Origin of the sequence: Aurantiacibacter odishensis, assembly GCF_003605195.1 — a bacterium.
In the GTDB taxonomy this organism is placed as follows: Bacteria; Pseudomonadota; Alphaproteobacteria; order Sphingomonadales; family Sphingomonadaceae; genus Alteraurantiacibacter; species Alteraurantiacibacter odishensis.
Genome location: NZ_QYOS01000022.1, coordinates 11,861 through 25,467, shown reverse-complemented (window position 1 = coordinate 25,467; position 13,607 = coordinate 11,861). Strand labels below are relative to the sequence as shown.

The 13,607-nt window shown below is 64.5% G+C and carries 12 protein-coding genes and 1 tRNA gene; all 13 read left to right on the top strand.

Going from position 1 to position 13,607, the window contains the following annotated elements; genetic code table 11:
- Entirely contained in the window at window positions 1-975 is a 975-nt protein-coding gene (locus D4Q51_RS05850) for a D-alanine--D-alanine ligase (RefSeq protein WP_120076828.1), read from the top strand.
- On the top strand, window positions 962-1,900 hold the full coding sequence (locus D4Q51_RS05845; RefSeq protein ID WP_120076827.1) for a cell division protein FtsQ/DivIB: 939 nt from the start codon (window positions 962-964) through the stop codon (window positions 1,898-1,900). The genes D4Q51_RS05850 and D4Q51_RS05845 overlap by 14 nt, the downstream gene beginning before the upstream one ends.
- The gene (ftsA, locus tag D4Q51_RS05840; protein WP_120076826.1) at window positions 1,900-3,195 is read left to right on the top strand and encodes a cell division protein FtsA; all 1,296 of its coding nucleotides are present in this window, start codon (window positions 1,900-1,902) and stop codon (window positions 3,193-3,195) included. Before D4Q51_RS05845 ends, ftsA begins: the two co-directional genes overlap by 1 nt.
- Before the next feature lie 108 nt (window positions 3,196-3,303).
- Window positions 3,304-4,968 carry a cell division protein FtsZ gene (gene ftsZ, locus D4Q51_RS05835; protein ID WP_120076825.1) on the top strand — a complete coding sequence of 555 codons (1,665 nt, stop codon included), beginning with the start codon at window positions 3,304-3,306 and terminating at the stop codon, window positions 4,966-4,968.
- Window positions 4,969-5,042: 74 nt separating this feature from the next.
- The gene (locus tag D4Q51_RS05830; RefSeq protein ID WP_162925169.1) at window positions 5,043-6,608 is read left to right on the top strand and encodes a tetratricopeptide repeat protein; all 1,566 of its coding nucleotides are present in this window, start codon (window positions 5,043-5,045) and stop codon (window positions 6,606-6,608) included.
- A gap of 158 nt (window positions 6,609-6,766) precedes the next feature.
- Entirely contained in the window at window positions 6,767-7,273 is a 507-nt protein-coding gene (locus D4Q51_RS05825) for a type III secretion system chaperone family protein (RefSeq protein WP_120076823.1), read from the top strand.
- 32 nt (window positions 7,274-7,305) lie between these two features.
- Complete coding sequence (locus tag D4Q51_RS05820; RefSeq protein WP_120077032.1) at window positions 7,306-8,106, top strand: pyrroline-5-carboxylate reductase family protein; 801 nt, start codon at window positions 7,306-7,308, stop codon at window positions 8,104-8,106.
- A 130-nt stretch (window positions 8,107-8,236) separates the two neighbouring features.
- Complete coding sequence (locus tag D4Q51_RS05815; protein WP_120076822.1) at window positions 8,237-9,016, top strand: Bax inhibitor-1/YccA family protein; 780 nt, start codon at window positions 8,237-8,239, stop codon at window positions 9,014-9,016.
- 170 nt (window positions 9,017-9,186) lie between these two features.
- Entirely contained in the window at window positions 9,187-10,110 is a 924-nt protein-coding gene (locus D4Q51_RS05810; protein WP_120076821.1) for a hypothetical protein, read from the top strand.
- A gap of 119 nt (window positions 10,111-10,229) precedes the next feature.
- Window positions 10,230-10,305 (top strand) — tRNA-Ala (locus D4Q51_RS05805).
- 69 nt (window positions 10,306-10,374) lie between these two features.
- Entirely contained in the window at window positions 10,375-11,439 is a 1,065-nt protein-coding gene (gene obgE, locus D4Q51_RS05800; RefSeq protein WP_120076820.1) for a GTPase ObgE, read from the top strand.
- Between the two features lie 57 nt (window positions 11,440-11,496).
- Complete coding sequence (proB, locus tag D4Q51_RS05795) at window positions 11,497-12,630, top strand: glutamate 5-kinase (RefSeq protein ID WP_120076819.1); 1,134 nt, start codon at window positions 11,497-11,499, stop codon at window positions 12,628-12,630.
- Window positions 12,627-13,535 (top strand): NAD-dependent epimerase/dehydratase family protein, encoded by a 909-nt coding sequence (locus D4Q51_RS05790; RefSeq protein WP_120076818.1) that lies wholly within the window; start codon window positions 12,627-12,629, stop codon window positions 13,533-13,535. The genes proB and D4Q51_RS05790 overlap by 4 nt, the downstream gene beginning before the upstream one ends.
- Window positions 13,536-13,607 lie beyond the last annotated feature (72 nt).

Below are 13,607 nucleotides of genomic sequence, written 5' to 3'. Positions count from 1 at the left end.
ATGAGCAGACTACCCTCCGACCTTCACATCCTCGTCCTGATGGGCGGCTGGGCCAACGAGCGCGAGGTTTCGCTTTCGTCCGGCAAGGGCGTGGCCGATGCGCTGGAAGGCAAGGGCTACCGCGTCACCCGGCTGGACATGGACCGCGACGTTGCAGCCAAGATTGCCGAGGCCGCGCCGGACGTGGTGTTCAACGCGCTCCACGGCGCGCCGGGAGAAGACGGCACGGTGCAGGGTATGCTCGACCTGATGGGCATTCCCTATACCCATGCCGGCCTCGCCACCTCCGTCATCGCCATCGACAAGGAACTGACCAAGCACGCACTGGTGCCGCACGGCATTCCCATGCCCGGTGGCCGCGTGGTGCGTTCAGAGGAACTCTACGAAGGCGACCCGATCGCGCGGCCCTATGTGCTGAAGCCCGTCAACGAAGGCTCCTCCGTCGGCGTCGCCATCGTCACCGACGACAGCAATTGCGGCAATCCCATCAACCGCGATGCCAAGGGGCCGTGGCAGGATTTCGCCACCCTTCTGGCAGAGCCGTTCATCCGTGGCCGCGAACTCACCACCGCCGTGATCGATACGCCCATCGGCACCCGCGCGCTGGGCGTTACCGAACTGATCGTGGCGAGCGGGTTCTACGATTACGAGAACAAGTACACCGAGGGGCGGACCGAACACATCTTCCCCGCTGAGCTGCCGCCCGAAATCGAGCGCCTTTGCCTCGAATACGCAATGCAGGCGCATCGCCGCCTCGGCTGCGAGGGCGTATCCCGCTCCGACTTCCGCTGGGACGACGAGCGCGGAGAGGAAGGCCTGTTCCTCCTGGAAACCAATACCCAGCCGGGCATGACCCCGCTCAGCCTGGTGCCCGAGCAGGCGAAATACTGCGGCATCGAATATCCCGAACTTTGCGAGATGATCGTGGAGGACGCACTGCGCCGATCAGGAAAACTGGGCCATGGCGCGGACTAACTCTCGCAACACCAAGGGCGTGCGCCGCCAGGCCCGCGCGCAGGGCACCAGCCGCAAGGTGAACTCTGCCCGGCGCAAGGGCCAGTCGATCCTCGGGCGGATGCTTGGCATGCTGCCTTTCACCGAAGAGCAGTTGCAGAAGGCATTTACTGTGGTCATTCTCGGCGTGGCGCTGCTGGGGCTTGGCTGGCTGGCGCAGGTGTCCGGCGCGACGGCGGTGGCTGCGGATCGCTTCGCCCACGTCGCCAGCAACGCCGGTTTCAAGCTACGCGCGGTCAACGTGCAGGGTACGCAGCGCATGAACGAGATGCTGGTGCACGAGCGCGCCTTTGGCCAGCGCGATCTCGCCATGACGCGGGTCGATACCGAGGGACTGCGCGAGGAACTGCTGCAATTGCCGTGGGTGGAAGACGCCCGTGTGTCGCGCCAGCTCCCCGATGTTCTCAAGGTGGATATCGTGGAGCGCCAGCCGCACGCCGTTCTGCGCAAGGCGGATCGTCTGATGCTGATTGATCCGACCGGCGTCGAGCTGGAGCCGATTTCACGCAGCGACGCGGCGGAATACCTGCTGATCGAAGGACCGGCAGCGCAGGGCCAGGTCGAGGCGCTGGATGCGTTGCTGGATGCAGCGCCCGCGCTCAAGGGCAAGGTGACGGGTGCCGAATGGGTCGGCAACCGGCGCTGGAACCTCACTTTCGACACCGGCCAGCGGCTGGCCTTGCCGCAGGGCGAGGATCGCTCCGCCGCAGCCCTCATCAGCTTTGCCCAGGCCGACGGCGTGCACCGCCTGATCGGCGGCGAAGTCGCGAGTTTCGACATGCGCAATCCGCCGCGCATGTACATGCACGTGCCGGGCCGTTCGGAGGCGCAGGAATTGTCCATGCAGGCGCAGCAGCAATCCGGGGAACGGGGGGAGGAAACCTGATGTCGTCCAGCCAGCGAATTGCCCGCGTCTTCGGCGCGGTGAATGTGGGGTCGTTCAGCGTAGCAGCCATGATCGCTGCGATGACGGAAGACGGCGAGATGCAGGTGCTGGGCAGCGGCCACCGCGCCAGCCAGGGAATCAAGCGCGGCTACGTGGTGGACATGGCCGCCGCGACCTACGCCGTACGCGATGCGCTGGAGAGGGCCGAGAAGCTGGCCGGAACCAGCGTGGACTCGGTATGGATCGGATGCTCCGGCGCGGGCCTTGCGAGTGAGATCCGCCCGATAGAAATCGGCATCGGCGGCAGGCGCGTGGAGGAAGAGGACATCGAGGCGCTGCTGGTCGCCGCGCGTGAAGCCTTGCAACCCGATGGCCGGACCGTGCTTCACGCGCAACCCGCGTGCTATTTCCTCGACGGGGCGCACGGAGTTTCAAATCCGAAGGGCCTTCATGCAGAACGGCTCGGCGTGGACGTGCACGTGATGCTGGCCGATGGCGCGCCGGTGCGCAATGTGACCGAAGCGGTGCAGAACGCGCATCTCGATGTGGAAGGCGTTGTCGCATCGCCGCTGGCGACGGGATATGCCTGCCTCACCGCCGAAGAGCGCGACCTTGGCGTTGCCATGGTGGAGCTGGGCGGCGAGGTTACCAACGTCTCGGTCTATGCCGGAGGGATGCTGGTGGGCCTCACGGCCATCCCGCGCGGCTCCAACGATATTACCGATGCCATCGCTTCTGCTTTCTCGATCCGCCGCTTCCAGGCGGAGCGGCTGAAATGCGTTAGCGGATCGGCCATTGCCAGCCCGACGGACCACCGCGAGATGATCGCCGTTGCCACGCCGACCGAGGATGGTTCGCGCCCTGTTGCACGCGGCGGTGATTCCGCCGGGCAGGTGCCGAGGTCGGAACTGATCGGCGTGATTACGGGCGAACTTGACATGCTGATGAGCGATGTCGGCAAGGCGCTCGATTCGATGGGCTTCACCGGCAGCGCGCCGGGTTCCAGCGCGCGGCAGGTGGTAATCACAGGCGGCGGTGCCGAACTGGCGGGCCTTGCCGATTATGCGCAAGGGGTGCTGGGCGTGCCGGTGCGGATCGGCAGGCCGGTGGCCTTGAAAGGGCTGCCCGAAGCGCATAGCGCGCCCGGCTTCGCGACGCTTGCGGGGCTGGTGCTCTACGCTGCCGAGGACCCTGTGGATATTCGCGCCATCGGCTCGCGGTTTACCACGACCGGCAGCTACGGCCCGCTCACCACGCTGATGCGCGCCTGGAGCGCGATGCGAGAGTATTTCTGAACGACGTTGCAAACTGTGGATAGTGCTGGCGACAGCATCCTTTAGAATTAACCTTTATGGCAAGGATACGGTTGGCAGAAATCCGAGACCTGCCCAGGAGACGAGATAATGAGCATCAATATTGGCCCGCCTTCAGTTGACGAACTGCGCCCCCGTATCACGGTGATTGGCGTTGGCGGTGCAGGTGGCAATGCCATCGCCAACATGATCGAGGCCGAAATCGAAGGTGTGGACTTCATCGTCTCCAACACCGACGCGCAGGCGCTCAACAGCTCCTCGGCAGAACACCGCATCCAGCTCGGGCCGGAAATCACGCAGGGTCTGGGTGCCGGTTCGCGTCCCGAAGTGGGGCGCGCGGCGGCGGAGGAAACGGTCGAGGAAATCGAGCGCGCGCTGGAAGGCGTGAACATGGTCTTCATTGCCGCCGGCATGGGCGGCGGCACTGGCACCGGTGCGGCCCCCGTGATCGCGCAGATCGCGCGCGACAAGGGGATCCTGACGGTAGGTGTGGTGACCAAGCCGTTCCTGTTCGAAGGCACGCGCCGGATGCGGGCGGCCGAAAGCGGGATCGAGGAACTGCAGAAGCACGTCGACACGCTCATCGTCATCCCCAACCAGAACCTGTTCCTGGTGGCCAAGGCCGAAACCACCTTCAAGGAAGCGTTCCAGCTTGCCGACGAGGTGCTGCAGCAGGGCGTCCGCTCGATCACCGACCTGATGGTGATGCCGGGTCTCATCAACCTCGACTTTGCCGACGTTCGCTCCGTCATGGGCGAGATGGGCAAGGCGATGATGGGTACAGGCGAGGGCGAGGGCGACAACCGCGCGCTGGAAGCCGCCGAGCACGCCATTGCCAACCCGCTGCTGGACGGCGTTTCCATGCAGGGCGCCAAGGGCGTGATCATCTCCATCATCGGCGGCGAGGACATGAAGCTTCTGGAAGTCGACGAGGCTGCGAACCACATTCGCGAACTGGTCGACCCGGAAGCGAACATCATCTGGGGTTCGGCGTTCAATCCCGACCTTGATGGCAAAATCCGCGTTTCCGTGGTGGCCACGGGTATCGAACAGACAGGCGAAGTGCGCCGCGATACGGCGCGCCCGCTCGATCTTTCCGCAGCTCGCGGTCCGCGCAAGCCCGGCCTGACGATCCCGGCGGAGAATTCCGTGGAAGACGCGAACAACGGTTTCCCGACCGATAGCGAGGACGACGATACGCTCGATCTGTCGATGGTCGAGGAGACCGAAGATAGCGGCGACGACGAATCTCATGCAGAAGCCTACGGTGCTGACCAGGGCGAGGGCGAGGTCGAAGGCTTGCCAAAGCCTGCCGAGGACACCGGCTATGGCATCGCCGAAGAAGAGGGTTTCGGCGCATCGTACGAGGAGCCCGCAGCTTCGGATGAGGACGAGGATGCACTCGACCTGACCGACGAGACTGACGACGGCGATACCGGGCAGGACGAACTCCTGCTCGACGCCAGCCGCCTCGCCGAAGCGGACGATCCTGTCGCCTCGCAAGGCGGCAGGCGCGCTCGTATGCTGGGCGGCTCTGCCGATCTGGACGAGGGTGAAGCCGATGCGCCTGCGCCGCCTCCGGCGTCGTCGGGCAGGGATGCCGCCCCGGCACCCGGCGGCAGCACGCTGTTCGAACGCATGGCCAATCTCTCGCGTCAGGCACCCGATTCCGAGGACGATGAGGACGACGATGACGACGATCGCGGCGGTGCGATGCGCATTCCGCGCTTCCTCGGACGGCAGAACAACCAGTAAGCCGCGCTCGAAATCGGTCGAACTGTTCTCGCACCATTAAGTGAGGACTGTATAATGGGCGGCGAATGATACGCGTGCCTTTTAGAATTCCCGTCCTTTGTGCAGCCGGCCTTGTCGCCTCTGCTACCGGTGCAGCATCGCCTGCGCCGGTGCAGGCGCAAGCTATCGTCCAGGCCCTTCCCGATCCCGCGGCGGAGGACCTGAACGACGCGCTCCGGCGGCTCTCGCGCAATCCGGAAAGCGTGCCGGCGCTGGTGGCGGCGGGACGCGCATCGCTGCAACTGGACGACGTCGACGCAGCGCTGGGCTTCTTCTCGCGGGCGCAGGCTGTCGCGCCCGAGGATGGCCGCGTGCTGGTCGGGCTGGCGCTTGTGGCCGTGCGCCGTGGCGAAGCGGTGACTGCGCTGCAACTGTTCCGCAATGCCGAGGCTGCCGGAGAGCCGATGTCTCCCCATGCGGCCGAGCGCGGACTTGCCTACGATCTCGTCGGCCGGAACGACCGCGCGCAGCGCCTCTATCGCCTCGCGCTGTCGCAGGAGGAGAACGGCGAGGTTCTGCGACGGCTGGCTCTCAGCTATGCCATCGGCGGTAACGCGGAAGCGTCGGAAGCTACGCTGTTGCCGTTGCTGCAACGGCAGGATCGCGCGGCCTACCGCGCCCGCGCCTTCGCCCTGGCGATCAGGGGCCGCGACGAGGAAGCTATCGCGATTGCCGAAACCATGCTGCCGCCGCGTATTTCGCAGCGACTCGCGCCTTATTTGCGGTACATGCCGCGGCTTACCCGGGCGCAGCAGGCGGCAGCCGCGAATCTCGGGCGCTTTCCAGCTGAAAACGAAGTGGGCCGCGATAGCGTCGAGATTGCCGCTTACGCCCAGCAGGGCGACGATGCGCCCCCTGTTGCGCAAGCTCGCAGGCGCCCCAGCGATCGCCTGGCCCCCAGCGGAGAACCGCTCGGACCGACGACCCAAACTCCCGCAGCGCAAACTGCGGCACCGGCAGCATCTCCTCCTTCCGGAGAGCTTCCTGCGCTGCCCGACAATGCGCCGCCTGCCGCTTCCAGTTCCAATGCAACCGCTGCCGAACCGCAAGTGGTCGCTACACTGGAGCAGGAACCGGAGTCCGCTACCGCAAGCGAGGCGCAGCCCTCTTTCTCGCTGACAGAAACTGCCGCTCCCCGTTCCGCACTCGCCGAACAAGTGGCCCGGCAGTCGCAGCCCGAACCTGCGAGCGAGGTCGTCGACCTGGCGGAAGCCTTTGCCGACTTCACTCTGGAAGACGCACCGCTCCCGTCGCGGGCGGGCGCGGTGGATATCACCACGATCGAGCCTCGGCGTGAACGTCCGGCGCCTGCCGAACCGGCACCGCCCGCACATCCGGCGCGGCACTGGGTGCAGGTTGCTACCGGGCAGGATACCTCCGCCTTCCGCTTCGACTGGCGGCGCATCGTGCGCAATTCCGGCGGCCTGCTGGACGATGCCGAACCCTTCACCGCGTCGTGGGGGCAGACGAACCGCCTGCTCACCGGGCCATACCTCAGTGCGCGCGCGGCGCAGGAGATGGTGAGCGCGCTCGCCGCCGAAGGGGTCGACAGCTTCCGTTTCAGCAGCGAAGAAGGCGAGGAAATTCAGTCGATTGACTGATTGATCGCCGGACTTGTGCCCAAGTTGTCCAGAGCCTTGTTCACATCTTGCCAACAGGCGAGATGGGTTTTGCCCGATGATTTTCGGACCCCGGATTGCGCCGAGGTTGGTTGCCGCTGCATTAAGCAACTCATGACGTTTCGGCAGGCCCCATCGCAATGACGACCACCCGCGAGATGATAGAGGAGACTCACGACGCCGCCCCGGTAGAGATGCTCGCCGCGCTGTTCGAAGCGCACGGCTGGACCACCGAGCAGGTTAGCGATGAAGAGGTAGCGGGCGAGGTTCCCGGTGCCTGGACCACCTACCAGGTGCGCGGCATCTGGCGGGTGGAGGACAAGGTCTTGCAGATCATCTGCCTGCCCGAAATCCGGGTGCCCGACGGCAAGAAGCGCGAGGCTTACGAGTTGCTCTCGCGCATCAACGAACAGCTCTGGCTGGGACACTTCGACATGTGGTCGCAGGGCGGGATGATCATCTACCGCCACGGAATGATGCTGGGCGTGGATGGGATGCTGAGCATCGACATGGCGCAGATGGCGGTGGAAGCCGCGATCTCGGAATGCGACCGCTTCTATCCCGCCTTCCAGTTCGTGCTCTGGGGAGACAAGAGTCCTCGCGACGCGCTGGACGCAGCATTGGTGGATGCCGCCGGCGAAGCTTGATTTCGCAGGCAGGCATGCCAAGTGATTGCACCATGACTTACGAATCGATTTTGATGGTAGGCTGCGGCAACATGGCCGGGGCAATGCTCGAAGGCTGGTTGAAGGGCGGGGTTCCCGCAAAGACCTTCACCGTGATGGATCCCATGCGAGAGGAATTGCCCGGCGGCATTCCGGTGCAGCGAGAACTGCCGGAGGAAGGCACGTACGATGCCATCCTGCTTGGCGTGAAACCGCAGATGCTGGCCGATGTCGCGCCGCAATTGCAGAAGCTGGTCGGGCCGCACACGACGATCCTTTCCATTCTGGCCGGTGTCCAGCTCGATACGCTGGCAAAGAACTTCCCCGATGCAGGCTCCGTCGTTCGGGTCATGCCCAATCTCGCGGTATCGCTTGGCAAGGCACCCGTCGCGCTCGCCGAACATGGTCTCGACGATGCGGGCCGCGACACGCTGCACCAGTTCATGGCGCACCTCGGCACGCCCAGCTGGGTAGGAGAGGACAAGTTCGACCTCGTCACCGCGCTTGCCGGTAGCGGTCCGGGTTTCGTCTATCGCTTCATCGATGCGCTGAAGGTCGCCGCCGTGCGTCTGGGGCTGGACGAAAAGCAGGCGACGGACCTTTCCATCGCCATGACCGAAGGCGCCTCCGCCCTCGCATCGCAGTCCGAGCACGATCCGGGCAAGCTGGCCGACATGGTCGCCAGCCCTGGCGGCGTGACGCGCAAGGGGCTGGACGTGCTGGACGAGGACCAGGCGATGATCCAGCTCATGACCAAGTGCCTGCGCGCCGCCCGCGATCGCAGCATCGAAATGTCGCGCGAAGCCCGCGATTGAGCCACTTTCACGGTTAACGGAAAGTGACCGGATGGGCGTCCGGTTTTCCTTGAAAATCGCTCGCATTATGCCGATATTAGGCGCAATCCGGTCCGCTTTGTGAGGCCGGGCCAAAGGAGTTTTGGAAAAGATGGCAAATTGGAACGACAACCGTACGACCCGCCAGGGTTTCGGTGCGTCGCCGAGCCAGACGGGTGATGTCGCTGGCCGTACGACCTTCGACGCAGGCCTGCGCAAGCACATGCTCTCGATCTACAACTACATGGCATCGGGCGTGCTGCTGACCGGCATCGTCGCCCTGCTGACCGCGCAGAGCGGCCTCGCCGTACAGTTCGCGCAAGGGCCGTTGATGTGGCTGGTCGCGCTGTCGCCGCTGGCGATCGTTTTCGCCATGAGCTTCGGCCGTGACAAGTTCTCCACCGGCACGCTCCAGGCGATGTTCTGGGGCTTTGCGGTGCTGATGGGCCTCTCGCTGTCGACGATCTTCCTCGTCTACACCGGTGCCTCGATCGCGCTGACGTTCTTTGCAACGGCCGGTGCTTTCGCTGGTCTCAGCCTGTTCGGCTACACCACGCAGAAGGATATCTCGGGGTGGGGATCGTTCCTCATCATGGGTGTGATCGGCCTGATCATCGCTTCGCTGCTGAACGCCTTCCTGATCGGCTCGCCCGGTCTTGAACTCGCGATCTCGGCACTTGGCGTGCTGATTTTCGCTGGCCTTACCGCCTACGATACGCAGCGCCTGAAGCAGGAATACATCGCGATCTCGCAGATCAAGATGACCAACCCCTCTGCCGCCGCGGCCTATCCGCTGGGCAAGATGGTTATCATGGGCGCGCTGAGCCTGTATCTCGACTTCATCAACATGTTCCTCTTCCTGCTACGCTTCATGGGCGCCGCACGCGAATAGGACGACGATTTTCAAGCCTGTTGCGGCAGGCTGAATCGGAAACGGGATGCCCGGAGTGCAATAGTGCATTCCGGGCATTTTCTTTGCCATTCAGCCCCGCTAGAACAATCTCCAATTAACCATGCCTGCGGTGGAACAACCGTGGCACGAGAGGGATTTAGCCTAGCAACATGACAAAACCTCCCCTGACGATCCGCGCGATTGCAGCTGCCACCGGCATTGCAATGCTGGCCGCCTGCGCCACACCGCCGCCCCCTCCGCCGCCTCCGCCACCGCCGCCACCGCCTCCGCCGATGGTGGAAGCCATCCCGTACCGGCCGGTGCCACCGCCGCAGGCGGCCTACCGGATGGACATTCCGCAGAAGGATGCATTCGGCACGCGCCAGACGATCAACACTGGTCTCGATACGAACGAGGCCATCTGGCACTTCCGGTCGGGCTGGAACGTGGCTGCGCTCAATTGCATGAGGGACGTGCACGCGCCGATCCTCGAAGCCTACGGACAGATGCTCAGGGCAGAGGATTCCACGCTGGACGCGGCGAATGCCGCGCTGGAGACGCGCTTCCAGGGCATGGCCCGTGATGAACTCGCCAATGCGGGGCAATCCACCGCGCGCAGCAACGTCCGCAGGGCTGCCATCCGCTCCCGCGAGACGCATTCCACCAGCCTCTACAACTATTTCGCCTCGCCGCCCGCGCGCTCGCATTTCTGCTCGGCGGCACTGGCCGTCGCCAACGATTACCTTGCCACGCCGCCCACCGATTTCGCGACCTTCGCGATCAGCGGGTTGCAACGCTATGAAATGGCGTTCGAGCAGTTCTATTCGGCTTACGAAGCCTACCAGACGGCCTCGACCGACTGGGACCAGCGCTATGGCCAGCGTTACGGCGCTTCGCAGCCCGGTTGGGTGGCACTGTACGGAACACCTTCGCAGCAGCGCGCTGCGGGCGTGGCAGTGCAGGGCTATGTTCCCGAAGACACCGTGGCCGTGCCGGACAGCGAGACGGGCGCCCTCATCCCGGTGATCAACGTGGACGATACGGCGGCCAGTACGCCCGTCGTGCAGCCGATCCCGAACGAGACCACCGACTAACCCGGCGAATTGCCAGAGGGAGGGGGAAGAGATTCCCCCTTCCATGGTCGCCTGCCACTCGCTAAATGCGCTTGCGCTCCAGCGCGGGAAGAAATCGGGCTGGCAGGCGATACTGGAACGGGGCCGTAGCTCAGTTGGGAGAGCGCGTCGTTCGCAATGACGAGGTCAGCGGTTCGATCCCGCTCGGCTCCACCAGTAGCCCCCCAATGAGCGATCACCGTTAAGCGGGTGGTGAAATCGCGTAAAAGCGCATAAGGGCGCGCTATGCATTTTCTCGACCAGGCCAAGATCTATCTCAAATCCGGCGCAGGCGGCCCCGGCGCCGTGAGCTTCCGGCGCGAGAAGTATATCGAGTTCGGCGGCCCCGACGGCGGCAACGGCGGGAAGGGCGGGGACGTCGTGCTCGAAGCCGTGCCCGGCCTGAACACCCTGATCGACTTCCGCTACAACCAGCATTTCAAGGCGAAGCGCGGCGGCCACGGCATGGGCAAGGACCGGACGGGCGCAGGCGCGGAAGACCTCGTGATCGAGGTCCCGGTCGGCACCCAGGTGCTGAGCGAGGACAAGGAAGAAGTACTCGCCGACTTCACCGAGGAAGGCCAGCGCGTCGTGCTGCTCGAAGGCGGCATGGGCGGGCGCGGCAATGCCAGTTACAAGACCAGCACCAACCGCGCCCCGCGCCAGCACCAGCCCGGCATTCCTGGACAGGAAATGTGGGTATGGCTGCGGCTGAAACTGCTGGCGGACGTGGGCCTCGTTGGCTTGCCCAATGCGGGCAAGAGCACGTTCATCAACGCAGTGTCCAATGCGCGGGCCAAGGTGGGCGACTATGCTTTCACTACGCTCATCCCCAAGCTGGGCGTGGTGCGCCACAAGGGCCGCGAATTTGTGCTGGCAGACATTCCCGGCCTGATCGAGGGCGCGGCAGACGGCGCTGGCATCGGTGACAGGTTCCTTGGTCATATCGAGCGCTGCCGGGTGCTGATCCACCTGATCGACATCAGCCATGAAGACCCGGCCACGGCCATGCGCATCGTCGAGAAGGAACTGGAAGCCTATGGCGCGGGCCTTGAAGACAAGCCGCGCATCGTGGCGCTGAACAAGATCGATCTGGCCGATGCCGAACTGGCCAAGGGCTTTGCCGCAGAACTGATCGAGGCGGGCGCGGAGAAGGTTTTCCCGGTCTCCGGGGCGACAGGCGATGGCATCAACGAACTGCTCGATGCGGTGCTGGGCTACCTTCCCTCTCGCACCTCCACCGAACAGCCCGGAACCGTGGAGGCAGAGGGCGAAGAGGCGCCGGAAGAGCAGCCCTGGTCCCCAATCTAGGGACCAATTTCGAAACTTTGCTGGAAATAAGGCAGGCCAGCCCCTATTTCCCCGCGCATGCCTATCGAAACACTCGACGACTTTCGCGATCCTGAAAAATGCCGCCGACTTGTCATCAAGATCGGCAGCGCCCTGCTGGTGGACGGCGCCGGGCAAGTGCGCGTGGAATGGTTGCGCACCGTCGTCAATGAAATCGTGACCGCGCAGGAGCGTGGTCAGGAAGTGGTGGTGGTGAGCTCCGGCGCGATTGCCATCGGCGCGAAGCAGCTAGGCTTCACCCACGGGGGCAGGCGCACGCTGGCAGAAGCGCAGGCTTCCGCATCCGTGGGCCAGATTTCGCTCGCGTCCACGTGGTCCAGCCTGCTGACCGAGCGGCGCATGGTCGCCGCGCAGCTGCTGCTGACGCTGGACGATTTCGAGCATCGCCGCCGCTATCTCAACATCTCCGCCACGCTGCGCCGCCTGCTGAAATCGGGCGTGGTGCCGGTCGTGAACGAGAACGACACGATCTCCACCGGCGAAATCCGCTTTGGCGACAACGATCGCCTCGCAGCCCGCGTGGCGCAGGCCTGCGATGCCGACGGCGTGATCCTGCTGACAGACGTCGACGGCCTGTACGATCGCCATCCGGACGATCCCGAAGCCAACCGGCTGGAAGAAGTGCGCGGCGTAACCGATGAAATCCACGCCATGGCTGATGGCGGCTCCGGCTCAGGTCTGGGATCGGGCGGAATGACGGCAAAGCTGCTGGCCGCCGAAATCGCCGAACGGGCCGGAATCGCGCTTGCCATCATGGATGGCCAGCACGAGATGCCGATGGGCCGCGCGCTGGCCGGGCAGACCGGCACCCTGTTCCTGCCCAAGCGCGAGGATTCGGGTCGACGTGCGTGGATCGGCGGACGGATGCGTTTCAACGGCGCGCTCACCGTGGACGATGGTTGCGTCGAAGCACTCAGCAATGGCAAGAGCGTTCTTGCCGCAGGTATCCTGAAAGTCGAAGGCGAGTTCGAACGCGGCGATATCCTGCCCGTCTATGACGAGAACCGCCGCATGATTGCGAAGGGCGTGGTGGAATACGACTGGTCCGATGTCGTGGCGATCCGCGGCCATTCCAGCGAGGAGCATGAGGATATTCTCGGCCATACGCCGCGCTCGGCCGTGATCCACCGGGATCACCTCGTCCTGCTGTGACCATCGCCATCACCGGCGGTACGGGCTTTGTCGGCCAGGCCGTTATGGATGAGGCAGAGGGGCAAGACCTTTCCATCAGGTCGCTCACGCGCCGCGATCAGGCAGATCGGACAGGTGTTTTCTGGGTGAAAGGCGATCTGTCGAGCGCCGATGCGCTGGCGAGCCTCGTCCGCGATGCAGATGCCGTTATCCATATCGCGGGCGTCGTCAATGCGCCCGACGCCGCCATTTTTGCCGAAGGCAACGTGACGGGCACCGGCAATGTCGTTGCCGCGATGCGGGCGCAAGGCGTGCGCCGACTGGTCCACGTCTCTTCCCTTGCCGCACGGGAGCCTGGCCTCTCGCTCTACGGCAAGTCCAAGCACGAAGCAGAGCGAGTGGTGGAGGCGAGCGGCCTCGACTGGACGATAGTGCGACCTCCCGCCGTCTATGGCCCGAGGGACACCGAAATCCTCGAGGTGTTCAAGGCCGCGAAGTGGGGAGTGGTGCCAATGCCGCCGCAGGGGCGTGCCTCCATGATACATGTCAGCGACCTTGCCCGCCTGCTGCTGATCCTCGCTGCGACGACGGCAGATGGTCAGCCGCGCGTGATGGAACCCGACGACGGGCGACAGGGTGGCTGGAGCCATACCGAAATGGCGAAGGCAATCGGTGTGGCGATGGGCAGGCGCGTATGGGCACCGAATGTCCCACGCTCCGTGCTGATGGGTGCCGGCCGGCTGGACCGGTTCTTGCGGGGAAGCGCCGCCAAGCTGACGCCGGACCGGGCCAGCTACATGGCCCATCCCGACTGGACCAGCAGCGTGGACAAAGCCGTGCCCGCCGAACTCTGGACGCCGCAAATCGAAACCCGGAGGGGACTTGCCGAAACGGCGCGCTGGTATCGCCAGAACGGCTGGATATGAAATTGTCTGTAAGGTCCGACCGGGCACTTGCGAATATTTACATGCCGGTTACTCTCACGCGGTAGTACAAGT